Annotated in this window: 18 protein-coding genes; 9 read left to right on the top strand and 9 right to left on the bottom strand. The window is 73.3% G+C overall.

Features of this window, described 5'->3' with window-relative positions; translation table 11 throughout:
* Nucleotides 1–119: 119 nt before the first annotated feature.
* The 7 genes from ACFO3J_RS06780 to ACFO3J_RS06750 all read right to left on the bottom strand — a co-directional run bounded on the left by ACFO3J_RS06780 (nucleotide 120) and on the right by ACFO3J_RS06750 (nucleotide 8,283).
* Nucleotides 120–944 carry a hypothetical protein gene (locus tag ACFO3J_RS06780; protein WP_386427115.1) on the bottom strand — a complete coding sequence of 275 codons (825 nt, stop codon included), beginning with the start codon at nucleotides 942–944 and terminating at the stop codon, nucleotides 120–122.
* Nucleotides 945–1,057: 113 nt separating this feature from the next.
* Nucleotides 1,058–1,552: a peptidylprolyl isomerase gene (locus ACFO3J_RS06775; RefSeq protein WP_386427113.1), complete on the bottom strand. Its 495-nt coding sequence runs from the start codon at nucleotides 1,550–1,552 to the stop codon at nucleotides 1,058–1,060.
* Nucleotides 1,553–1,721: 169 nt separating this feature from the next.
* Nucleotides 1,722–2,672, bottom strand: coding sequence for an NADP-dependent oxidoreductase (locus ACFO3J_RS06770; RefSeq protein WP_386427111.1), 951 nt, complete (start codon nucleotides 2,670–2,672; stop codon nucleotides 1,722–1,724).
* A gap of 121 nt (nucleotides 2,673–2,793) precedes the next feature.
* Nucleotides 2,794–4,524, bottom strand: coding sequence for a YVTN family beta-propeller repeat protein (locus tag ACFO3J_RS06765; protein ID WP_386427109.1), 1,731 nt, complete (start codon nucleotides 4,522–4,524; stop codon nucleotides 2,794–2,796).
* Between the two features lie 363 nt (nucleotides 4,525–4,887).
* Nucleotides 4,888–5,910, bottom strand: a complete 1,023-nt coding sequence (locus ACFO3J_RS06760) for a TolB-like translocation protein (RefSeq protein WP_386427782.1) — start codon at nucleotides 5,908–5,910, stop codon at nucleotides 4,888–4,890.
* A gap of 116 nt (nucleotides 5,911–6,026) precedes the next feature.
* Entirely contained in the window at nucleotides 6,027–7,331 is a 1,305-nt protein-coding gene (locus ACFO3J_RS06755; protein ID WP_386427107.1) for an MFS transporter, read from the bottom strand.
* Between the two features lie 34 nt (nucleotides 7,332–7,365).
* Nucleotides 7,366–8,283 carry a glycosyltransferase gene (locus ACFO3J_RS06750; RefSeq protein WP_386427105.1) on the bottom strand — a complete coding sequence of 306 codons (918 nt, stop codon included), beginning with the start codon at nucleotides 8,281–8,283 and terminating at the stop codon, nucleotides 7,366–7,368.
* Nucleotides 8,284–8,671: 388 nt separating this feature from the next.
* Between ACFO3J_RS06750 and ACFO3J_RS06745 the strand changes: the two genes are divergently transcribed.
* The 7 genes from ACFO3J_RS06745 to ACFO3J_RS06715 all read left to right on the top strand — a co-directional run bounded on the left by ACFO3J_RS06745 (nucleotide 8,672) and on the right by ACFO3J_RS06715 (nucleotide 18,682).
* Nucleotides 8,672–9,793 carry a Gfo/Idh/MocA family protein gene (locus ACFO3J_RS06745; RefSeq protein WP_386427103.1) on the top strand — a complete coding sequence of 374 codons (1,122 nt, stop codon included), beginning with the start codon at nucleotides 8,672–8,674 and terminating at the stop codon, nucleotides 9,791–9,793.
* A 175-nt stretch (nucleotides 9,794–9,968) separates the two neighbouring features.
* Entirely contained in the window at nucleotides 9,969–11,024 is a 1,056-nt protein-coding gene (locus ACFO3J_RS06740; protein WP_386427101.1) for an NAD-dependent epimerase/dehydratase family protein, read from the top strand.
* The gene (locus ACFO3J_RS06735) at nucleotides 11,021–12,193 is read left to right on the top strand and encodes a DegT/DnrJ/EryC1/StrS family aminotransferase (protein ID WP_386427099.1); all 1,173 of its coding nucleotides are present in this window, start codon (nucleotides 11,021–11,023) and stop codon (nucleotides 12,191–12,193) included. Before ACFO3J_RS06740 ends, ACFO3J_RS06735 begins: the two co-directional genes overlap by 4 nt.
* Nucleotides 12,190–13,029 (top strand): NeuD/PglB/VioB family sugar acetyltransferase, encoded by an 840-nt coding sequence (locus tag ACFO3J_RS06730; RefSeq protein WP_386427097.1) that lies wholly within the window; start codon nucleotides 12,190–12,192, stop codon nucleotides 13,027–13,029. The genes ACFO3J_RS06735 and ACFO3J_RS06730 overlap by 4 nt, the downstream gene beginning before the upstream one ends.
* Nucleotides 13,026–14,141: a DegT/DnrJ/EryC1/StrS family aminotransferase gene (locus ACFO3J_RS06725; protein ID WP_386427095.1), complete on the top strand. Its 1,116-nt coding sequence runs from the start codon at nucleotides 13,026–13,028 to the stop codon at nucleotides 14,139–14,141. The genes ACFO3J_RS06730 and ACFO3J_RS06725 overlap by 4 nt, the downstream gene beginning before the upstream one ends.
* A 242-nt stretch (nucleotides 14,142–14,383) precedes the next feature.
* A complete protein-coding gene (locus ACFO3J_RS06720) occupies nucleotides 14,384–17,596 on the top strand; it encodes a DUF4082 domain-containing protein (RefSeq protein WP_386427093.1) in 3,213 nt (1,070 codons plus the stop codon).
* A 39-nt stretch (nucleotides 17,597–17,635) separates the two neighbouring features.
* Nucleotides 17,636–18,682, top strand: a complete 1,047-nt coding sequence (locus tag ACFO3J_RS06715; RefSeq protein WP_386427091.1) for a glycosyltransferase family 2 protein — start codon at nucleotides 17,636–17,638, stop codon at nucleotides 18,680–18,682.
* 68 nt (nucleotides 18,683–18,750) lie between these two features.
* Here ACFO3J_RS06715 and ACFO3J_RS06710 read toward each other — a convergent pair whose 3' ends face one another.
* Nucleotides 18,751–19,419 (bottom strand): hypothetical protein, encoded by a 669-nt coding sequence (locus tag ACFO3J_RS06710; protein ID WP_386427090.1) that lies wholly within the window; start codon nucleotides 19,417–19,419, stop codon nucleotides 18,751–18,753.
* A gap of 119 nt (nucleotides 19,420–19,538) precedes the next feature.
* Between ACFO3J_RS06710 and ACFO3J_RS06705 the strand changes: the two genes are divergently transcribed.
* Nucleotides 19,539–21,581, top strand: coding sequence for an O-antigen ligase family protein (locus ACFO3J_RS06705; RefSeq protein ID WP_386427088.1), 2,043 nt, complete (start codon nucleotides 19,539–19,541; stop codon nucleotides 21,579–21,581).
* Entirely contained in the window at nucleotides 21,581–22,561 is a 981-nt protein-coding gene (locus ACFO3J_RS06700) for a glycosyltransferase family 2 protein (RefSeq protein WP_386427086.1), read from the top strand. Before ACFO3J_RS06705 ends, ACFO3J_RS06700 begins: the two co-directional genes overlap by 1 nt.
* On the opposite strand, the gene ACFO3J_RS06695 is transcribed toward ACFO3J_RS06700, so the two are convergent.
* Complete coding sequence (locus ACFO3J_RS06695) at nucleotides 22,494–23,186, bottom strand: class I SAM-dependent methyltransferase (RefSeq protein ID WP_386427084.1); 693 nt, start codon at nucleotides 23,184–23,186, stop codon at nucleotides 22,494–22,496. The genes ACFO3J_RS06700 and ACFO3J_RS06695 overlap by 68 nt on opposite strands.
* Nucleotides 23,187–23,262: the final 76 nt, after the last annotated feature.

Raw genomic sequence — 23,262 nt, 5'->3', positions numbered from 1 at the left:
AACTCGCGCTGCGTACCGGCGAAAGTACGCGGCGGGCCCCCGGCGGAATCTGACCGGAACCCGCCGGTCCCCCGCCGCCGGCGGATTCCGGGGCCGGGCGCGCCCACCCGCCGGAACGGTCAGGCCGGCAGGAGGGCCAGCGAGCCGGAGAGCACCTGGAGCGAGACCCGGTGGGGCGCGTCCGCCCGGCGCGGCACCTGGATCCGGACATCGGCCGAGGTCGCCGCGGTGGTGACGGCGTAGCCGTCACCGGCCGCGGCCGGCAGCCGCAGGGTCATGGCGGCGGAGGTGGCCCGTACGGTCAGCGCTTCGGGCGGGTCGGTGAAGCCGAGGTCCGCGCTGCCGGAGGTGAGGGTCACATCGGCCCGGGACGGGTGCAGTCCCTGCGCGGTGAAGCGGTCGGAGGCCACGGCGACCGTCAACTCGCCGCCGATACCGGTCAGCACGGTCTCCCCCGAGGTCTGCCGCAGCCGCAGCCCGGTGTGCTCCGGCACCGTCAGGGTCAGGTCCCCGGCGCAGGGGATGCCGGCGCCGTCGGGATCGCCGCAGGCGAGGGTGAGGACCCGCGCGCCGTCCGTACCGGGGGACGGGGTCGCGGTGGAGCGGATCAGCGCGGGCACCCCGTCGGCCCGGCGGAAGCCGCCGGTGACCGTGTGCGCGTCGGGGTCGGCGGTGACCTGGATCCGGCCGGAGACGCCGTCGAGGACGACGAGGTCGGTGTCGTCGGCGCGGAAGCCGGTGGCCGTCGGGTCCCCCGGGCCGGCCGCGAAGCCCCGGGCGCCGAGGCCGAGACCGGCGGGTCCCGGCGGACCGCCGTGGTGGCCGTCGTCGGTGGTGAGGACCAGGGTCACGATCACGGCCAGCGCCACCAGCAGTGCCCCGGCGAGTACGGCCGGCCGGGCGGGGCGCCGTACGGAACGGGCCACGGGTTCAACGGTGTCCATGCCGGGGCGTCTGCCCCGGACCGCCCCCGCCGAACTCATGACGAAGCCCCCGGCACGGAGACGCGGGGTCTCGTGGCCGGGGGCATTCCGGGGCCATCGACCCGGGAGCCGGGTCAGGCCGCGACGGTGCCCGACTCGGTGATGACGACCTTGGAGGTCGGGTTGCCGCTGCGGGTTCCCTTGCCCTCGATCTGCTTGACCAGCTCCGAGCCCTCGACGACCTCGCCGAACACCACGTGCTTGCCGTCCAGCCAGCTGGTCACCACGGTGGTGATGAAGAACTGCGAACCGTTCGAGTTCGGGCCGGAGTTGGCCATCGACAGCAGGAACGGGCGGTCGTGCTTGAGCTGGAAGTTCTCGTCGGCGAACTTGGGGCCGTAGACGCTCTTGCCGCCCCGGCCGTCGCCGCTGGTGAAGTCACCGCCCTGGAGCATGAAGTCCGGGATGACGCGGTGGAAGGCGGAGCCGGCGTAGCCGAAGCCGTGCTGGCCGGTGGCGAGCTCGCGGAAGTTCTGGGCCGTCTTGGGCACCACGTCGTCGTACAGGCGGAAGACGATCCGCCCGGCGGGCGCACCGTCGATGGAGATGTCGAAATACACGTTGTCCATGGGTCCCATCCTGACATCCCCGCCGGGCCGGGCGGACCACCGCCCCACCGCCTCCGGCCCCCGCGCGGAGGCGGGGCATGGTCAAGACGAGGTGAGGGCACGGTCCTGGCCCGGTCAGGAGAGGGCCAGGACAAGGTCAGGGCGGGGTCAGTGCGGGGTCAGTGCGGGGTCAGGAGACCGTCAGGACGATCTTTCCGCGCCGGTGCGGCCGGCCCAGCGCGGCGTAGGCCTCGGCGGTCCGCGCCAGCGGGAAGACCTGCGCCACCCGCGGCTCCAGCCGGCCGTCCGCCACCAGCCGGGACAGCTCCTCCAGGCCGGCCCGGTCCGGCTCCACCACGAAGAACACCCCGCGCGCCCCGCCGGGGCCGGTGGTCTCGGGCGGGACGGCGACGCCGACCAGCACTCCGGACGGCCGCAGCACCTGCCACGAGCGGGTCACGTTGTCGCCGCCGACCGTGTCGAGGACGAGGTCCACCGCTCCCGCGCCGCCGAGCAGGTCCTCGAAGCGCTCGGCGGCGTAGTCGATGACCCGCTCGGCGCCCAGGCCCCGGACGAAGTCGGCGTCCCGCGCGGCGGCGGTGGCCGTCACCGACGCGCCCAGGGCCGCCGCGATCTGGACCGCGTAGGCGCCGACCCCGCCCGCCCCGCCGTGCACGAGGACGCGCTGCCCGCCGCGCAGCCCGCCGTGGCGGACCAGGCCCTGCAGGGCGGTGAGGCCGGCCAGCGGGAGGACCGCCGCGTGGTCGTGGTCGAGCGAGGGCGGCTTGGCGGCGATGACGGCGGCCGGGACGACGGTGAACTCGGCGGCGGCGCCGTCGCGGGTGAAGGGGATCAGCCCGTACACCTCGTCGCCGGGCGACCGGTCGGTGACCGCGGGGCCGGTGCCGGCCACCACGCCGGAGAACTCCTTGGAGGGCACGATCGGCAGCCGCGGCGCGCCACCGCCGTCGAGGGCGTCGGTCCAGGTGGCGTCCCAGTCGAGTTCGCCCGGGGTGATGGAGGCCGACCGCACCCGGACGAGCACCTCGCCCTCGCCGGGCACCGGGCGCGGCGCCCGCTCGTGGACCAGTTGATCGGGTCCGCCGCGGTGATGACCCCTTACCGCGTCCATGCTGTCCATCGCTGCCTCCTGGGAACCGGCCGACCGTCCGAAGGCGTCGGAGCCGTCGGACACGGCCATCAAACACGGTCCCGTGAGGTGCCGGTGGCGAACCCGCCGGGGGTCCGCCACCGGAGGCGGCTCAGGAGCAGCTGATGAGCAGGGAGGTGACGACCGTGCAGCTACGGGTCGCCCGGTCGTTCGCCGGGTTCGGGTCGGCGGGGCTGCTCGCGGTGCGGGTGGCGGTCACGGCGTAGGGGAGGTCCAGGCTCAGCAGGCCGACGGGCACGCTGAAGTGACGGACGGTCCGGGCGCCGGCCGCCAGTGGCCCGGTGGTGCAGGTGACCTTGCCGGCGGTGGCCGCGCAGTCGCCGGAGGTGGCCCGCAGCGGGATGGGCAGGTTGACGGTGACGGTCGTCGAGGTGGCCGCGCCGGGACCCTGGTCGGCGATGGTCAGCGTGTAGTCGATGTGCGCGCCGAGCAGCGCGGGCACCGGGCTGGCGGCCAGGCCGACCGAGACGTCCGCGGACTGCGGGGCGGTGACGGCGGTGTACGTGAAGCGGTCGGCGGCGACGGTGGCGCTGGTGCCCGCCGGACCGGTGACGGCCACGTCCACGCTGCCGGCGGTGCCGGCCGGGGCGGTCGCGGTGCAGGAGCTGTCGGAGCAGCTGAAGGCCGCCGCCGGGTGGCCGGGGCCGAAGGTGACGGCGGTCGCGCCGGCAAGGTGGCTGCCGGTGACGGTGACGACGGTGCCGCCGGTGACCGGCCCGTTGTCCGGGCTGACCGAGGTCACCACCGGTGCCGGGGCGGGGGGCGCCGGGGTGAAGGCGATCGCCACGCCGGCCGGGTTGCGGCCGACCGCGGTGGTGGCCGTGACCGTCCCGGACGCGGTGTCGATGACGGAGACGTCGTCGGAGCCGAGGTTGGTGACGTACACCTGTGCGCCGTCGGGGGTGACGGCCAGTCCCTGCGGGTTGGCGCCGACCGGGATGTCGGCGGTCACCGTGCCGCTCGCGGTGTCGTAGACGGAGACCGTGCCGGCCGGGCCGTCGGCGAGGTAGACATGGGCGCCGTCCGGGGCGACCGCGACCGCGTAGGGGGCCACGTCGGTGGTGACGGTGGAGGCCACCGTGGCGGTCGCGGTGTCGATCACGCTGAGGCCGCTGTCGCCGAGGTCGGCGACATAGGCGTGCGCGCCGTCGGGCGAGAGGGCCACGGATATCGGGAACGACCCGACGGGGACGGTGGCGGTCACCGAGACGGTGGCGGTGTCGACGACCGCCACTCCGCCGCCGCTCTGCGCGACGTAGAGGGTGCCGCCGTCCGGGGAGACGGCCAGGGAGTCCGGGCCGGAGCCGACGGCCAGGGCGGCGATCACCGTCTCCGAGGCGGTGTCGATGACGCTGACGCTGTTCGCGCCGATGTCCGCGACGTAGGCCCGGCCGCCGTCCGGGGAGACCGCGACGGCGATCGGGCTGGCGGCGACGGGGACGGTGGCGGTCACCGTGTTGTCGGCGGTGTCGATCACGGTCACCGCGTTGGAGCCGATGTCGGGTACGTAGACGCGGCTGCCGTCGGGGCTGGCCGCGGCGCCCTGCGGATTGGCGCCGACCGGGACGGTGGCGGTCACGGCGCCGGTGGCGGCGTCCAGCACAGAGACGGTGTTGTCGGTGGCGTTGGCGACATAGGCGGCCGTGGTGCCGGCCGCCGCGTGGGCCGCGGGAGCGGCCAGGGTCACCAGTCCGGCGGCGGTCAGCGCCGCGGTGGCGGCCAGCGCGGTCAGCCCGCCGCGGGCGGCGCGGCGCGGGCGGCGGGCCGGCGGGGACGCCGTCGGATGCGTCGCGTACGTCGCGTACGTCGTCGGGTGCGTCAAGGTGTTCCCCCTCAGGGCGCCCCGCGGCCGGCGGGCACCGGAAGGGGGCCCTGGGAACCACCGCGGTGCGGTCGTCCGGCGAGGGGTACGGCCGCCGTGGCGGCGGCCCTTCACCGGACCTGCTGCCGGATCGGTGGGAACCGGCAGCAGCCAGGTTGTTGCCTCGCCCGGGGTGCCGCAAGGGGACACCCCCTGGCGAAGCATGGCGAACCGTCGATTACCGGTCGAGGGGGATGAAAAACCGCATATCAGCGGGCCGACCGGCAACTCGGTCGGCACAGGCAACTCCCGGCCGCCGCACGGGCGTTCGACAGGCGCGGTGACCGCCGGACGCCGGGGCGGGCGGGGCTCCGGCGGGGGTTCCTACAGCGGCGCCGGCGAGGAGGCGTCCGCGATCAGCAGCCGCGCGCTGCCGCTGCCGTCGGCGGGCACGCTCCACAGGTCGGTGCTCTTGGTGTCGCCCTCCTTCGGCAGGGCGTACGCCACCGTGCTGTCGTCGATCCAGGCGGCCTGATCGTCCACACTGCGGTGTTCGGCCAGCGGGGTCTGCTTCAAGGTGCGCAGGTCGAGTACGTACTCGTGCCACAGCGAGGCCCCGGCCAGCACCCGCTTCTTGAAGGCGATCCGGGTACCGTCCGGGGACAGCGACGGGCACTCGACGTTGTCCACGCCGACCGAGGCGATCGTCCGGCGGGAGACGGAGCCCTTCATCAGGTGCGTCTTGCCGCCGGTACCGAGGGTGGCGTAGAAGGTGTCGTCGTCGGCCGCGAAGGTGACGCCCCAGAAGTTGTCGTCCACGTTGCGGTACTTGTGGCCGTCCAGCGTGATGGCGAAGTCCTCCAGGTTGGGCAGGAGCCGCCAGCTGCGGGTGTCGACGATCGAGGTCCGGGTGGAGAAGAACTCGGCGCCGTAGGACTCGCCGCCGACGAACACCGTCCAGGCGGCGAAGTGGCCCGAGGGCGAGACCCGGGCGCGGCTCGGCGTGCCGGCCAGCGCGAAGGTGCGCAGGGTGTGCAGCGCGCTGTCGACGATGACCGCGCGGTTGGTCTGCGCGACCAGGCCGAGGCCCGTCTGGAGGCAGACCCCGGTGCCGCCGGCCGCGTAGAACCGGGCGCATTTGAGGTCGGCGGCGGTCCGCGCGCCGCCGGGCCGGGCGGCCGCGACGGTGGCGACGTCGGTGCGCTGCGGGCCGGCCGCGGAGTTGACGAAGGCGATCCGCTGCTTCTGGGTCAGCGCCACCGGGCCGGCCGCGACCGCGGGGCCGCCCGCCCGCGGTGTGTTCTTCTCGTCCGCCTGGGAGGCGGCGTGCAGCACGAATCCGGTGCCGAGACCGGCGAGCAGCAGCACCGCCACGGCCAGGATCAGCAGGCGGCTCTTGGGTGTCATGGTGGTCCTCGCGGTGCTCGGGGGTGTCGCGTCGTTCGCGCCGGCGCGGGAGAGCGCGGGGTCGGCGCCGCGGGCGGGCGGGGTGGGCGGCGTGGCCGGGGTCGGGACCATGTCGCTCATCGCGGGTCCCCCGCGGGGAGCGGCGGCCGGCCGGCCGCCGGGCGCAGCACCAGTGCGGCGGCCAGCGCGCACAGCAGCAGGCCGACCGCGGAGCCGGACAGCGCCCGGGTGTCCCCCCACAGCGTCCAGGCCGCGCCGAAGGCCAGCGAGCAGCAGAAGCGGGCCAGCGCCTGGCCGGTGCCGACCAGCGCCAGTCCGCTGCCCCGCAGTTCCTCCGGTACGACATCGGAGACCGCGGCCGGCAGCACCCCGTCGGTGGCGGCGTAGAAGGTGCCGTGCAGCGCCAGCACCAGATACGGCAGGGCGGGGGTGGCGGGCGCCCACAGCAGCAGCGCGTATCCGGCGAGCAGGCCGGCGTGCCCGGCCAGGAAGACGGCCCGCCGCCCCACCCGGTCGGCGAGCACCCCGGCCGGCACCGCGAGCAGCAGGAAGACCGCCGAGGTGCCGAGTGGCAGCAGCGGGAACCACTCCTCGCCGATGTGGGCGCGGTGCTGGAGCAGCAGATAGACGAAGGCGTCGCTGACCGTGGTCAGGCCGAGCAGCATCGCGCAGCCGGTGAGCGCCCGCAGCCGGGGCAGCCGGAGCAGCGCGGCGGCCTCGCGCAGGTTCACCGGCTTGCGGTCGGGGGTGTCGGCGACACCGGCGAAGCCCTCGGCGGTGAGTTGCCGCTTGCCCGGGACGAACAGCACCAGCACCAGGACGCCCAGCACGGCGACGCACGCGCTGACGCCGAAGACCGCGTGGTAGCCGTCGGTCGCGGCGCGCAGGATGAGGAAGGCGGTGATCGGGCCGAGCACGGCGCCGGTGGTGTCCATCGCGCGGTGCACCCCGAAGGCCCGGCCCCGGGACTCCGCCGGGGTGGACAGCGAGATCAGCGCGTCGCGCGGCGAGGTGCGCAGGCCCTTGCCGGTGCGCTCCAGTGCGAGCACCAGGCCGAGCGGTCCGAGGCTCTGCACCAGGATCAGCAGCGGCTTGCACAGCGCGGACAGCCCGTAGCCCAGGCCGGCGATCAGTTTGTGGTTGCGCACCCGGTCGGCGAGGTGGCCGCCGGTGAGCTGGACGAGCGCGCTGACCCCGTTGTAGACGCCGTCCAGGGTGCCGAAGCCGAGCGGGCTCAGCCCCAGGCTGACCACCAGGTAGAGCGGCAGAACGGCGGTGACCATCTCCGAGGAGATGTCGGTGATCAGACTGACGGCCCCGAGCGCCAGCACCACCTGTGAGACCCGCCGTACCGGGCGGCGCGGCGAACCGTCCGCGGCGGTCTTCGCGCGCGCGGGGGCGGCGCGGTCGGCCAGATACATATGGTGTTCCCCCCTGCTCTTTCCCCTGCCGAGATCAGCTCTCGCGGCTGCTCTCGTCCCGCAGCCAGGTCCCGAAGTCCTGGCCGCGGATGGCTTTCGCGGCCTTGCGGCGTGCCGTGACGGCGGCGGCCAGGAACACCACGACCGACGGCAGCAGCTTCGGCTCCCCCCGCAGCAGCGTACGCAGGTCGGCTGTGCTCGTTCGCGCCGAGGGCGGCGCGGGGGTCAGCGGCTCCGGCTGCCCGGCGGCGTCGTCCGGCCCGCGTTCCCCGGCGCCCGCCGACTGCGCCTGCCGCGCCTCCAGTTGGGCGGTCGAGACCGCCGCGCGGATCCGGCGTCTGATCAGATCCGCCCAGGTGCGCGGCGGGTGGACGACGACGCGGGCACCGTCCACCACCGTCCGCTCGCCCGGCCCGAAGGCCAGTGAGGCGGCCAGGTCGTCGGCCATCAGCGGGGGCAGCGCGGCCAGCCGGCCGTAGCCCTCCTCGGTCACCGCGATCACCCCGCGCCCGAACAGCCCCTCGCGCACCGCCGGCAGCCGGGTCCACACCCGGTAGTACGCCCGCACCCGCCAGGCGCAGCCGGCCAGCGGCAGGTCGCGTTCCGGCGCCGCGGCCAGCAGCTCCGGCGCGCCGGCCAGCGCGCGGGTCAGCTCCCGCACGTCGGCGGAGCCGAGCACCACATCGGCGTCCACGTACAACCGCGGGAAGCCGGCCGCGTGTTCGTCGCCGGTGCGCAGCGCCACATGCTTGGAGGGGACCGGGATCTCGATCACCCGCACCCCGGGACGGGCGCCCGCCACCTTCGCGGTGCCGTCGGTGCAGCCGTTGCAGACCACCACGATGTCCGGCCGCGGGCCGGCGGAATCCGCCGGGTCCCCGGTCAGCAGGGCGTCCAGCAGCCGGCCGATGACCCGTTCCTCGTTGTGGGCCGGGATCACTATGCTCGTCACGGGGTGAGTATGCAGCCGGAAACGGTGTCGTCGCCGTGTGTTTCGTCCAAGTCTCCCCCAGTGCCGGTGCCGGTGGTCTAGATTGGGCGTCGCGCGGACGGTTTGCGCGGAGCGTGCCGCTTCGCCGGAGCGGTCGCGGTCACGCGGGGGAAGCGCGAGCAAGAGGGCACCGCAGCAAGCGTGAGCCCGGACGCGGGGATGCGGCCGGGTGAGTTGAGTTCAGGAGCCATTCACTCCGTCGGGGCGCAGGCGTGGGGACGCCGAAGTGCCCGGTGGGGTGTCGCGGCACATCGGGGTGGGGGGGAAGCAGCATGACCGTGGGCCGGGGCGAATCCGGGCGACACACGGCTGCCGTCACCATCTGCCGCGCTGTGCGGGCATGGCGGGTATGCCAGCCGACGTGTACGAAGGGGAGACGCACACCGTGACGGACAGCACCCACGCGAAGAAGGCCGCGCGCGCGGACGGCGAAGCACTCGGGGTCGCCGTGGTCGGCGCCGGCTACTGGGGACCCAATCTGGTCCGCAACTTCCAGGCCAGCCCGGCTTTCCGGCTGCGCTGGCTGTGCGACCTCGATGTGGACCGGGCCCGCAAGGTCCTGGGCGGCTATTCGACGGTCGGGGCCACATCGGACTACGCGGCCGTACTGGCCGATCCGACGGTGGACGCGGTGGCGGTGGCCACTCCGGCCGGCACCCACCTCGACGTGGCGCTGGCCGCGGTCAGGGCCGGCAAGCACGTGCTGGTGGAGAAGCCGCTCGCCGCCACCTACGCCGACGGCGCCCAGCTGGTCGCCGAGGCGGCGGACCGCGGGCTGACCCTGATGTGCGATCACACCTACTGCTACACCCCGGCGGTGGCCGGCATCAGAGAGCTGGTCCGCTCCGGCGAACTGGGCGACATCCACTTCGTGGACTCGGTGCGGATCAATCTCGGCCTGGTGCAGAAGGACATCGACGTGATGTGGGACCTCGCGCCCCACGACCTGTCGATCCTGGACTTCATCCTGCCGGAGCACGTGGAGCCGGTCGCGGTCGCCGCGCACGGCGCCGACCCGATAGGCGCCGGCCGGGCCTGCGTCGCGTATCTGACGCTCCAGCTGAACACCGGCGCGATCGCCCATGTGCATGTGAACTGGCTGTCGCCCACCAAGGTCCGCACCACCATGGTCGGCGGCTCCAAGCGCACCCTGGTCTGGGACGACCTCAACCCGGCCCAGCGCCTGGCGGTGTTCGACCGCGGGGTGGACCTGGCGGCGCCTCAGGACATCGGCGACAGTGAGCGCCGGGAGATGCTGATCTCCTACCGCTCGGGCGACATGGTGGCGCCGGCGCTGAAGGAGAAGGAAGCGCTGGGCAGCATGGTCGAGGAGTTCGCCGGGGCGATCAACGAAGGTCGGGCGCCGCTCACCGACGGCCGGGCCGGCCTGCGCGTGCTGGACATCCTCGAAGCGGCGTCGCGGAGCCTGGAGTTCCGCGGCGCGGTGGTCGGCCTGCGCGCCGGTCACTGAACTCGGCCGCCGCCGGACGGAGCACACCGCGTCCGTCCGGCCCGGCAGGCCGCCGCGACCGGCGGGACCGGTCCGAGCGGCCCGGGCCGGCCCGGCGGCCACCGCAGTCCCGTCGACCGACGCGAAGAACGCGAGCGAGCGGATCACCATGAGCGAAGCAGTGGGGGGAAGAGGGTTGAGCACGGTACGAGGCAAGAAGATCCTGGTCACCGGAGGCGCCGGCACGATCGGTTCCAATCTGGTGGATCAGCTGGTCGACGGCGGCGCCCGGCAGGTGGTGGTGCTCGACAACTTCGTCCGCGGGCGGATGGCCAATCTGGCCCGGTCCATGGGCAGCGGCGTGGTGGAGGTCGTCGAGGGCGACATCCGGGACGCGGCCACCGTCCGGAAGGTCACCGAGGGCGCCGAGCTGGTGTTCCACCTGGCCGCGATCCGGATCACCCAGTGCGCCGAGGAGCCGCGGCTGGCCAACGAGGTGATGGTCGACGGCACCTTCAACGTCCTGGAGGCCGCGGTGGCCGAGGGTGTCGGCAAGCTGATCGCCTCGTCCTCCGCCTCGGTCTACGGCCTGGCCGAGGAGTTCCCCACCACCGAGCGCCACCACCCGTACAACAACGACACGTTCTACGGGGCCGCGAAGGCGTTCAACGAGGGCATGCTGCGCAGTTTCCACGCGATGTACGGCCTGGACTACGTGGCGCTGCGCTACTTCAACGTCTACGGGCCGCGGATGGACATCCACGGCCTCTACACCGAGGTGCTGATCCGCTGGATGGAGCGGATCGAGGCCGGCCAGCCGCCGCTGATCCTCGGCGACGGCACCCAGACGATGGACTTCGTGCACGTCAGGGACATCGCGCGGGCCAATGTGCTGGCCGCCGAATCCGACCTGACCGACGAGGTGTTCAACGTCGCCAGCGGCTCCGAGACCAGTCTGAAGGGGCTGGCGCTGGGACTGCTGGAGGCGATGGGCGCGGACCTGGAGCCGGAGCACGGCCCGGCCCGCACGGTCAACGCGGTGACCCGCCGGCTGGCGGACACCTCGCAGGCGGCGAGCCGGCTCGGATTCCGCGCGGAGATCGATCTGGCCACCGGTCTGCGGGACCTGGTCGACTGGTGGCGCGCCGAGCGGGCGGCGGACCTCGCCGCGGCCTCGGCCGCCGACCCGGCCGCACTGGACGCGCCCCCGGCCGCCGGCGCGGCCGGCTCCCCCGCCGGGGCCGCCCGATGAGCGCCCCCGCGGAAGCCGCCCCGGCCCGCGTGCCGGTGATGATCCCCTGGCTGGGCGAGGAGGAGGCACAGGCGGCGGCCGACGCGGTGCTGTCCGGGTGGGTCGCCCAGGGACCGCGGGTCGCGGCGTTCGAGGCCGCCTTCGCCGAGCGGGTGGGCGCCGGACACGGCATCGCGGTCAGCTCCTGCACCACCGCGCTGCACCTGGCGCTGGTCGCGCTGGACCTGGGGCCGGGCGACGAGGTGATCGTCCCCTCGCTGTCCTTCATCGCCACCGCCAACGCGGTCCGCTATGTGGGCGCCCAGCCGGTGTTCGCCGATGTGGAGCCGGACACCGGCAATCTGACCGTCGCCACGGTGGACGCGGTCCGCACCGGGCGGACGAAGGCGGTGCTCGTCGTCCACCAGGGCGGGGTGCCCGCCGATGTGCACACCCTGCGGGACCGCTGCGCCGACTGGGGCCTGGCCCTGGTCGAGGACGCGGCCTGCGCGATCGGCTCCACGATCGGCGGCAAGTCGGTCGGGCAGGGCGCCCTGCTGGCGGCCTGGTCGTTCCACCCGCGCAAGGTGGTCACCACCGGCGAGGGCGGCATGATCACCACCGACGACGCCGCCCGGGCCGAGCGCCTGCGGCGGCTGCGCGAGCACGGGATGAACGCCTCGGCGGCCCAGCGGCATGCCAGCAGCACCCCGGTGCTGGAGAGCTACCTCGAAGTCGGCTTCAACTACCGGATGACGGACATCCAGGCCGCGGTCGGCCTGGTCCAGCTCGGCAAGCTGGACGCGATGGTCGCCCGGCGCCGCGTGCTGGCGGCCCGTTACGACGAGCTGCTGCGGGACGTGCCGGGCCTGTCCCCGGTGCGCGACCCGGCCTACGGACAGGGCAACTTCCAGTCGTACTGGGTGCTGCTCGCCGAGGACTTCCCGGTGGGCAGGGACGCGTTGCTGGCGGTGCTGTCTGACGCCGGGATCTCGGCGCGGCGCGGCATCATGGCCGCGCATCTGGAGCCGGCCTACCGCGGCCATCCGCACGGGCCGCTGCCGGTGACCGAGCGGATCAGCCGCGACTCGCTGATCCTGCCGCTGTTCCACACCATGACCGAGGAGCAGCAGGACCGGGTGGTCGCCGCGCTGTCCGGCGCCGCGCGGCCCTCCGTGGCGGGCGGATGAGCGGCCCGGGCGCGGGCGGCCCGCCGGCCGGCACCCCGCTGGTGCTGATCGGCGCGGGCGGTTTCGCCCGCGAGACCGCGCAGGCGGTGCGGGACTGCCGGGCCGCCGACCGCGCCGCAGGCCGCGCCCCGCGCTGGCGACTGCTGGGCCACCTGGACGACAACCGGGAGCTGCACGGCGGCGAGGTGGACGGCGTGCCGGTGCTCGGCGGCAGCGATCTGCTGCCGGAGCTGCCCGGGGCCCTGGTGGTGGTGTGCGTCGGCAACCCCCGTGACTACGCGGGACGGGCCCGGCTGGTGCGCCGCCTCGGTCTGCCGGAGCAGCGGTACGCCACGGTGGTGCACCCGACGGCGGCGGTGTCGGACTCCTCGTCGATCGGTCCCGGTTCGGTGCTGCTGGCGCACTGCGTGCTGACGGCGGCGGTCCGGGTCGGCGCGCATGTCGCGGTGATGCCGCACGCGGTGCTGACCCATGACGACGAGGTGGCGGACTTCGCCACCGTCGCCTCCGGGGTCCGGCTGGGCGGCGGCGTCCGGCTGGGGCGCGGCGCCTATGTCGGCGCGGGGGCGCTGGTCCGCGAGTCGGCCGAGGTCGGCGCCTGGTCGCAGATCGGCATGGGCGCCGTGGTGCTCGGCGACGTACCCCCCGGTGAGGTGTGGGTGGGCGGTCCGGCGCGCCGGCTGCGGGCGGCGGGCCCGGAGGCGCTGCGCGAGCTGGCCCGGGAGGCCGGGCACGGCGCCGGGGAGCAGGAGGCGGCAGACGCGCCGCACGGCGAGGAGATACCGCACGCGGCCGGCCCGCGGCCGGCCACACGGATGGGGAGCGCAGTCATATGAACCAGATTCCGCTGGTCGACCTCAAGGCGGCGCACGCCGAGGTGGCCGCCGAGGTGCAGGCCGGTTTCGAGCGGGTGCTGGCCCGGACGGCCTTCATCGGCGGCGAGGAGGTGCAGGCGTTCGAGCGCGAGTACGCGCGGTTCGCCGGGGTGGCGCACTGCGTGGGGGTCGCCAACGGCACCGACGCGCTGGAGCTGGCGCTGCGGGCCAGCGGCGTCGGGGCGGGTGACGAGGTGGTGATCCCCGCCAACACCTTCATCGCCACGGCCGGCGCGGTGGCCAGGGCCGGCGCCCGCCCGGTGCTGGTGGACTGCCTGCCGGACTCGTATCTGATGGACCCCGAGGCGGCGCTCGCCGCGGTCGGACCCGCCACCCGCGCGGTGGTACCGGTGCACCTGTACGGGCAGTGCGCCGAGGTGGCCAAGCTGGCCGCCGCGCTGCCGCCGGGGGTGGCGGTGGTCGAGGACGCGGCCCAGTCCCAGGGCGCCACCCGGGACGGGCGCTCGCCCGGCAGCGGCGGGATCGCCGCCACCAGCTTCTACCCGGGCAAGAACCTCGGGGCCTACGGCGACGCGGGCGCGGTGCTCACCGACGACGCGGAGCGCGCGGACCTGGTGCGGGCCATCGCCAACCACGGCGGCGTCGCCAAGTACCGCCATGACGTCGCCGGTTTCAACAGCCGGCTCGACGGCCTGCAGGCGGTGGTGCTCCGGGCGAAGCTGGCCCGGCTCGCCGACGGCAACCGGGCCCGGCGGGCCGCCGCCGAGCGCTACGACGCGCTGCTGGCGGACCTGATCGCGGCCGGCCGGGTGGTGCCGCCGGTCACCGTGCCCGGCAATGAGCATGTGTGGCACCTGTACGTGCTGCGCGTGGTCGGTGCCGACCGCGACGCCGTGGTCGCCGGGCTCAACGCCGAGGGCATCGGGGCGGGTGTGCACTATCCGGCGCCGGTGCACCTGACCGCGGCCTTCGGTCACCTCGGTCACCGCCGGGGCGACTTCCCGAACGCCGAGGAGGCAGCGGACCGGATCGTGTCGCTGCCGCTCTATCCGCAGATCACCGCCGAACAGCAGCAGCGAGTCGTGGACACGCTCGCCGCCGCCCTGCGCTGACGCCCCGGCCGCGGTGACCGGCCGCGGCCGCCGGTGCTCAGTCACCGCTTCGCTCCTCCCGCCTCATCGAGCCGGGGCCCTTGTACCAGAGAAGCACAGAGGGACAGATGTACAGAAAGAGCAGATTCATCCGGGGCCTACTCTGCGCCCTGGTCGCGGCGGTGGTCGCGGCCGTCCTCCCGCTGGCGTGGAGTTCCGGCGCGTCGGCGTCCGACCCCTGTGGGACCGGCTCCAATCCGGTCATGTGCGAGAACTCCAAGCCGGGCACACCGATGTCGGACTGGTTCGCGCCGAGCGCCTACGGCAATGTGCAGGGCTTCCCCACCAAGGAGAGCGTGCAGGCCGGCGACACCGTGCAGTTCAAGGTGCAGTCGCCGACGCCGTACCACGTCTCGATCTACCGCCTCGGCTACTACGGCGGTGACGGCGCCCGGCAGATGTCGACCGACGCGCAGGCGTCGGCGACCTACCCGGCCAACTTCACCAAGAACGGCACCCCGGGCAGCCCGATCGACACCACGGTGGTCGACGACGTGCCCGACGGCAAGCCGCTGAACTGCGCCACCAACGACACCGGGCTGCAGGACTGCGGCAACTGGCCGGTGACCGCCTCCTGGACGGTGCCGAGCGACGCCGTCTCCGGCCTGTACCTCGCCAACTTCGACCAGACCGACGGCAACGGCGTGATGCCGTACCCGTTCGTGGTGCGCAATGACGCCAGCCACTCCGACATCGTCGTGCAGACCGACGACGAGACCTGGCAGGCGTACAACAAGTGGGGCGGCCGCAACCTCTACGACGGCAACGGCCCGGCGCCCGACGGCCGGGCCTACCAGGTCAGTTACAACCGTCCGATGGACATCGGCGGTGACAACGGCATCTACGGCTCCGAGTACGAGATGCTCTACTGGCTGGAGCAGAACGGCTACGACGTCAGCTACATCTCCGGCATCGACATGTCGAACAACGGTTCGCTGCTGCTGAACCACAAGATGTTCATGTCGTCGGGGCACGACGAGTACTGGACGCAGGACCAGTTCACCAACGCCCTGAACGCCCGGCACGCGGGTGTGGCCGAGACCTTCTTCAGCGGCAACGAGGTCTCCTGGAAGACCAGGCTCGCCCCGAGCATCGACGGGACCTCCACCGCCAACCGCACGCTGATCTGCTACAAGGAGACCAAGCTGGAGTTCGCGGCTCCCGACGGCATCCCGGATCCCAATCCGAATGTGTGGACCGGCGCCTTCCTGGACCCGGGCAGCTCGGTCAAGGGCGAGCCCTTCCAGCCGCAGAACATCCTGACCGGTTCGCTGTTCACGGTGAACGGCTCGCGCAGCGACGCGATCACCGTGCCGGGCTCGTACGCCAAGATGCGGCTGTGGCGCAACACCACCGTAGCCTCCCTGACACCGACGCAGACGGCGACCTTCCCGGTCGGCACCCTCGGCTACGAGTGGGACAGCGACCTGGCCAACAGCACCCGGCCGACCGGTGAGATCGACCTGTCCTCCACCACCGTGGACATCTCCGACGGCAAGCTCCGCCAGGACTACGGGAATGTGTACGGCAACGGCATGGCGACCCACAATCTGGTCGAGTTCCGCGACCAGACGTCGGGCGCGCTGGTGTTCGGCTCCGGCACCGTGCAGTGGTCGTGGGGACTGTCCAATGTGCCGGCCGGCGACCCCGACGACCAGGTGGTCACCGCGGACAAGCGGATGCAGCAGGCCACGGTGAACCTCTTCGCGGACATGGGCATCCAGCCCAAGACCCTGCAGAGCGGCTTGGTCGCCGCCACCGCCTCCGCCGACCACACCGGTCCCGCCGTGACGGTGGCCACGCCGTCGCTCGGCACCACCGTCCCGGCGCTCAAGCCGGTCAGCGTCACCGGCACGGCCAGTGACGTGGGCGGCGTGGTGGCCCGGGTGGAGGTCTCCACCGACGGCGGCACCACCTGGAACGCCGCCACCGGCACGACGTCCTGGAGCTACAGCTGGACGCCGACCAGCACCGGCACCCCGCAGATCAAGGTCCGCGCGGTGGACGACAGCGTCAACATCGGCGCCACCAGCACTGTCCCGCTCACCGTCGGCCCGCAGCAGTGCCCCTGCACCATATGGCCGGCCACCGCGGTGCCGACAACGGTCAACAGCGGTGACGGCAGCGCCCTGGAGCTCGGTGTGAAGATCCGCACCACCGCCCCCGGCTCCATCACCGGCGTCCGGTTCTACAAGTCCCCCAACAACACCGGGACACACACCGGCAGCCTGTGGAGCGCCTCCGGCCAGCGGCTGGCCACCGGCACCTTCACCAGCGAGACCGCCTCGGGCTGGCAGCAGCTCAACTTCGCCACGCCGATCCCGGTGAAGGCCAACACCACCTATATAGCGTCGTACTTCGCCCCGAACGGCGGCTACTCCTACGACGGCGGGTACTTCGCCGGCAAGTCGGCCGGCCTGGCGCCGCTGACCGCGCTCCAGTCGGGTACCGACGGCGGCAACGGCGTCTACCACTACGGCGCCTCCGGCGGCTTCCCCGACTCGCAGACCACCGGCAGCAACTACTGGGTGGACGCGGTGCTGGACACCGCGACGGCGAGCACCGTGCCGCCGGCCGTGACGGCCAAGTCGCCGACGTCCGGCGCGGTCAACGTGCCGATCACCGCCCCGGTGACCGCCACCTTCAGCGAGCCCGTCGACTCCAGCACGCTGGTGATGTCGGTCAAGGACGCCGACGGCGGCAACGTACCGGGCAGCGTCACCACGCCCGCGGCGAACAGCGTGACCTTCACCCCGTCGACCGAACTGGCGCTGAACGCCACCTACACCGTGTCCGTGCAGGTGGACGACCTGTGGGGCAACCACATGATCGAACCCACCAGCTGGGACTTCACCACCAGCCCGACGCCGCCCGCGGTCACCTGCCCGTGCACCCTGTGGCCCGCGGCCGCCGTGCCGGCCACCACCGACATGACCGGTGACACCAACTCGGTGGAGCTGGGCACCCGGTTCAAGTCGGCGATCGACGGCTACGTCACCGGCGTCACCTTCTACAAGGGCGCGGGCAACACCGGCACCCACACCGGCAGTCTGTGGTCCACCGACGGTACGCGGCTGGCCACCGGCACCTTCTCCAGCGAGACCGACACCGGCTGGCAGCTGATGACCTTCACCGACCCGGTGCCGGTCACCGCGGGCACCAGCTATGTGGTGTCCTACCACGCGCCCAACGGCAACTACGCCGTGGACGGCGGGTACTTCGCCGGAGCGCACCAGTCCTATCCGCTGACCGCCACGGCCGACACGGTGTCGAGCCCGAACGGTCTCTACCGCTACGGATCCGATCCGCTCATCCCCAACGGCAGCTACGGCTCCGCGAACTACTGGGTGGCTCCGATCTTCAGCACGGTGCCGCCGCCGCCCCCGCCGACCGGCACCACCACCGAGATCCACTAGGCAGCACAAGCCAGGCAACGGAAGGTTGGCAGTTCGTCGATGAGCAGTGTCAGCGTGGTGATCCCCTGCTACAAGTACGGCCACTTCCTGGCCGACTGCGTTCGCAGCGTCCTTGAGGAGCAGGAGGGCCTGGACGTCCGGGTGCTGATCATCGACGACGCGTCACCCGACGACTCGGCGGAGGCCGCGCGCAAGCTCGCGGCCTCCGACCCGAGGATCGAAGTGCGGGTGCACGAACGGAACAAGGGGCACATCGCCACGTACAACGAGGGCCTGCTGGAATGGGCCGACGGCGACTACGTGGCGCTGCTGTCCGCCGACGACCGGCTGGTGCCGGGGGCGCTGGTACGGGCCGCGGCCCTGCTGGACGCCCATCCGGAGGCGGGTTTCGCCTACGGCAGGCCGCTGCGCTTCCAGCACGGCGGCCCGCTGCCCAAGGCCCGCACCGGGGGCACCGGCCAGGTGGTCTACCCCGGGCCGTGGTGGCTGGAGCGGAGGTTCGCCGAAGGCACCGGCTGCATCACCTCGCCGGAGGTCGTGGTCCGCACCAGCCTCCAGCGGAAGGTGGGCGGTTACGACCCGAAGCTGCCGCACGCCGGCGACATCGAGATGTGGATGCGGCTGGCGTCGCACGCCGACGTCGGCTACGTACGCGGCGCCGACCAGGCGTACTACCGCGTGCACGGGAACAACATGTCCACCACCGACTTCGGCGGCCAGCTGGACGATCTGCGGCAGCGGCGGGTCGCCTTCGAGTCGGTGCTGGTCAAGTGCGCGGACCAACTGCCGCAGGCCGAGCGGCTGTCGCTCACCGTGCACACCCGGCTGGCCCGCTTCGCGCTGCGGCGGGCCTACCGGGCCTACGACCGGGGCCGTACCGGCGTGGTACCGGTCGAGGAGCTGGTGGAGTTCGCCCGGGACTGCCTGCCGGGCTTCGAGGCGCTGCCGGAGTACCGGGCGCTGCGGCTGCGGCGGCGGATCGGGGCGGGCGCGATGCCCTACCTCCAGCCGCTGGTGCTGTCCGCGGTGGCCGAGCGCGGCCGGGAGTGGCTGTGGTGGCAGTCGTGGAAGCGCCGGGGCCTGTGATGGGCGCCGCGACAGGTCCGGAGAAGGTCACCGCCGGGGCGGCGGGCGAACTCCCGCCGCCCGGCGGCTCAGTTGGCGGCCGGCGCGGTCCGTACGGCCGGCGCGGCGCGCGGCCCGCGGTACAGCGGGCTGCGGCGGCGGGCGAAGCGGTCGGTCCACAGCGCGGCCAGCACCCCGCCGACCGCGCCGGACAGCGCCACTCCGGCCAGCGCCCGGCTCTTGGTGCCGGACTCCAGCACCGAGCTGGGCGGCACCAGCAGTTCCGCGGTCATCTGCGAGGCCGGCGGGATGTGCTGGGCGGTCTGCAGCGCGCTCAGATGGTGGCGGTAGACCGAGATGATCGTGTAGGCGGAGTTGTCGGCCGCCGCGGACTCCTCCTCGCGGCTCTGGATCTGCAACGAGGGGATGAGATAGGCCGGGGTCACACTGGTGCCGCTGTTGCGCGGGATCAGCGCGTACCGCCCGCGCACGCCGGCCGCGGCGAGTTCGGCGGCGCCGGCCGGCGATCTGAGCTGCTCGATGATCGCGTACGACACGGCGGCGACCGGCGGTTGCAGATTGGCGAGCTGATTCGGCTGGTTGCCGGTGACCGGCGGCTTGACCACGATCACGGCGGAACTCAGATACTCCTGCGGCGGACGCAGCACGTGATAGGCGCCGAGCGCGGTCAGCAGCATCGCGACCACCAGGACGTACCAGCGGCGCAGCAGTGCGAGGACGACCTCACCAGGGGACACCGGGCCTCCTCCCGTCGGGACCGATACTGTCAGGCCGTCGGGTCCGCTGCCACCGGTTCGGGTATCTCGCCCCGAAAGGCGTTGGTTTGCGGGAGTGTTGGACCTGGGGAGGGCGGCCGGTGACACTCGGCGAACTGCTGGCGGTGCTGCGCCGGCGCTGGTATCTGATGATGCCGATCACGCTGATCGGCCTGCTCGCCGGGGGCTATCTGTACACCTCGGTGCCGGTGACCTACGCCTCGCAGAGTTCGGTGTCACTGCTGGACTCCACCGCGGTCGCCAAGCTGGCCCCCACCTTCGGCAACCCGATCGCCAACGCCGGGGGTTCGCTGGTCGTCACCGCCGACGTGCTGATCAGGACGCTCCAGTCGACGGACGCGGCCAAGAGCCTGAGCGGCATGGGCGTCACCGACCGGTACACCGTCGGTTTCGCCGCGCAGGCCTCCGGACCGCTGGTCGGGCTGGCCGTGACCGGCACCGACCGCGACAAGGTGCTCAAGGAGACCGAGACGCTGACCCGCTTCGCCGGCGAGCAGTTGCAGGCGCTCCAGTCGGCTTCGCAGGTGGCCCCGCAGTACAAGGTCACCGCGGCGCCGATCGTGCTGCCGCAGACACCGGTCTCCCAGATGAAGGCCCGCTACCAGCGGGTGGCCGCGGTGATCATCGCGGCCACCGCGGCGGGCTTCTTCCTCTCCTTCGCCACCGAGAGCTATGTCCTGACCCGGCGCCGGCGCCGGGAAGGCGCGGACCGGCTGCCGAAACCGCCGCCCAGGCCGCTGCTGCCGGGCCGCGGGCTGCTGCGCCGGCAGCTGGACGCCACCACGGTGCTGACCGGCTACCTGGCGCTGGCCTTCTTCATCCCCTCCAATCTGGCGCTGCCCGCGCTGGGCGGGGTCGGCACCCCGGCCAACGTCTTCGCGCTGCTCGGCCTGCTGTGGTATGTGGCGAGCTGGCTGACCGGCCGGATCACCCCGGCGTACGGCACCCGGGGGCCGCGGCTGGTGATCTGCGTGCTGGCCGCGGCGGTGCTGATGGCCTATGTCGCCGACGCGACCCGCAGCAGCTCGCACGAGGAGGTGCTGGCCGCCGACCGCGGGCTGATCGGGCTGCTGGTCTGGGTGGCGCTGGTGGTGCTGGCCTCGGCGGGCATCCAGGACCGGGACCGGCTGGACACGCTGATGCGGCGGATCATCGTGATGGGCACGGTGGTGGCCGCGATCGGCTACTACGACTTCTTCTTCGCCACCAACATCGCGGACTCCATCCACATCCCGGGGCTCAACTCCAGCGTCGCGAGCGTGACCACGCTGGACCGCGGCTCCTTCGTCCGGCCGCGCTCCACCACGGCCCAGCCGCTGGAGTTCGGCGGCATGCTGGCGATCCTGCTGCCCTTCGCGGTGCAGCAGGCCTTCGACCCGGTCCGCAAGGGGGCGAGCGCGCTGCGCCGCTGGGGTCCGGTGGTCCTGATGGGCGGCGCGCTGCCGCTGACCGTGTCGCGCACCTCGATCATCGGGGCGGCGATCGTGATCCTGGTGCTGCTGCCGCGCTGGAAGCCGCAGCGGCGGTGGGCGGCGATCGGGCTGCTGACGGTGTCGGTCGGCGTCTTCAAGGTGCTGATCCCCGGCCTGATCGGGACGATCACCACGCTGTTCTCGACCTTCCTGTCGAACTCGGACAGCAGCACCCAGGCACGGACCGTCAAGTACTCGGCGATCGTGCCGTATCTGAAGGAACGGCCGCTGTTCGGCCGGGGCTTCGGCACCTTCACCCCCGATCTGTACTTCTACACCGACAACCAGTACATGCTGTCGCTGGCCGAGATGGGCCTGCTGGGCCTGGTGGCGCTGTTCACCCTGTACTTCTGCGGGATCCATCAGGGCGGCGCCATCCGGCGGATCGCCCGCACCGAGTCGGACCGGGAGCTGGGCCAGGCGTTCTTCGCCTCCGCCCTGGTCGCGCTGGTCGCCAGCGCCACCTTCGACGCGCTGATGTTCCCGATGTTCGCCGGCATGTTCTTCCTCACCCTGGGCGCCGGCGGCAGCTATCTGGGCTTCCTCCGGCGCGAAGGAGCCCGGCCGGCCGGCCCCGGCGCCGAGCCGGTCACCCGCCAGTCCGCCGTGCCCGCCGCGCGCACGGCGCCACCCCAACTCGTGGAGTCCTGATGCCCGTCAAGACCGCGGCCGCCGGCCCCGTCGCCGTGCTCGTCGTCACCTGGAACAGCGCCGCCGTGCTGCCGGAGTTCATCGCCTCGCTGCCGGACGGCATGGACGGCCTGGACTGGCGGCTGATCGTCGCCGACAACGACTCCGCCGACGACACGGTGGCGCTGCTGCGGGACCTCGCCCCGCAGACCACGATCGTGCAGACCGGCCGCAACGCCGGCTACGCCGCGGGCATCAACGCGGCGCTCGATGCCACCGCCTCCTGGGACACCGGCATCCGGGCGGCGCTGGTCTGCAACCCGGACGTCCGGATGCGGCCGGGCTGCGCGAAGTCGCTGCTGGACGCGCTCGGCGCGGAACTGCCGGGCGGGGACCGGGTCGGCATCAGTGTGCCGCTGCTCTACGAGGAGGACGGCGCCACGGTGGTCCGCTCGCTGCGGCGGGAACCCAGCGTGGTGCGGGCCTTCGGCGAGGCGCTGATCGGGAACCGCCGGGCCGGCCGCTTCCCCGCGCTGGGCGAGCTGGTCACCGACCCGCGGGCGTACGAGGCCTCGACCAGGGCGGACTGGGCGGCCGGCGCGCTGATGATGCTGTCCGGCGAGGTGCTGGACGCGTGCGGGCCCTGGGACGAGTTCTACTTCCTGTACTCGGAGGAGACCGAGTACTGCCTGCGGGCCGGGGACCGGGGCTTCGCCACCCGGCTGGAGCCGGCCGCCACGGCGGTGCACCTGGGCGGCGACTCGCGGGTCTCGCCCTTCCTGTGGACCCTGCTGGTGCTCAACCGGGTGCGGCTGCACCGCCGTCGGCACGGTGTGCCGGCGGCGGTCGCCTTCTGGGCGGCGGTGCTGCTGCGGGAGACCTCGCGGGCGGCGATCGGCAAGGCACCGAGCCGGGCGGCGGTGGGCGCGCTGCTCAGTCCGGCGAAGCTGCGTGAGCGCCCGGGTCCCGCTCCGGCCGCACCGCGATCAGCGACTTCGTGACGCCCAGCACCCGTTCGCTCAGCAGCTCCGAGTCCGGGAACAGGTGGCGCATCTCGGCGCGGCCCAGCAGTTCGACGCCGATCACCGCGTCCATGGCCTCCTCGGCGTTGCCGACCCTGCTGTGGGTGAGCGGCCAGCGGCGGACCAGCCGGGCCCGCGCGGCCAGCGGCAGGAACTGGAAGCCCGGAGCGACGAAGTGCGGCTCGACGGGGAAGTAGCGGTAGGGCGTCTGCACCCAGTGCAGCGGGGCCAGCCGCTCGACGGCGGCGGCGAACCGGCGGCGGTCGCGGTAGCCGCCCACATGCTCGATGGTGGCGTTGGAGAACACCAGGTCATAGGTGCCGAGTCCGGCGGCCACCGCCGGGTCGGTGACATCGGCGGTCCGCGCGGATATCCAGTCGGGCAGGTCGGCGGGCGGCGCGGCCAGATTGACCACGTGGACGCGGCGCGGGCGCACCGGCGCGCGCTGCCACATCTCGGCGGTGCCGCCGAGGTCCACGACGCTCAGCTCGGCAAGGCCCGGGAAGCAGCCGGCTAATCGCTCCCAGCGCGCGGTCCGCAGCCGGTCACCGAGCGATCCCGGCGCGTCCACCAGCCGGTTGCGCAGCGCGCTCGCGTAGGGCATCGGTCATTCCCCCCTCGTAGGGTTCGCCCGCCGGGGTGCCGGGCACGGACGGTGACTCCCACCGTACGCAGCGGAG

Source organism: Streptomyces polygonati, from assembly GCF_042650325.1.
GTDB lineage: Bacteria > Actinomycetota > Actinomycetes > Streptomycetales > Streptomycetaceae > Actinacidiphila > Actinacidiphila polygonati.
This window is presented reverse-complemented; position numbering and strand designations above follow the sequence as displayed.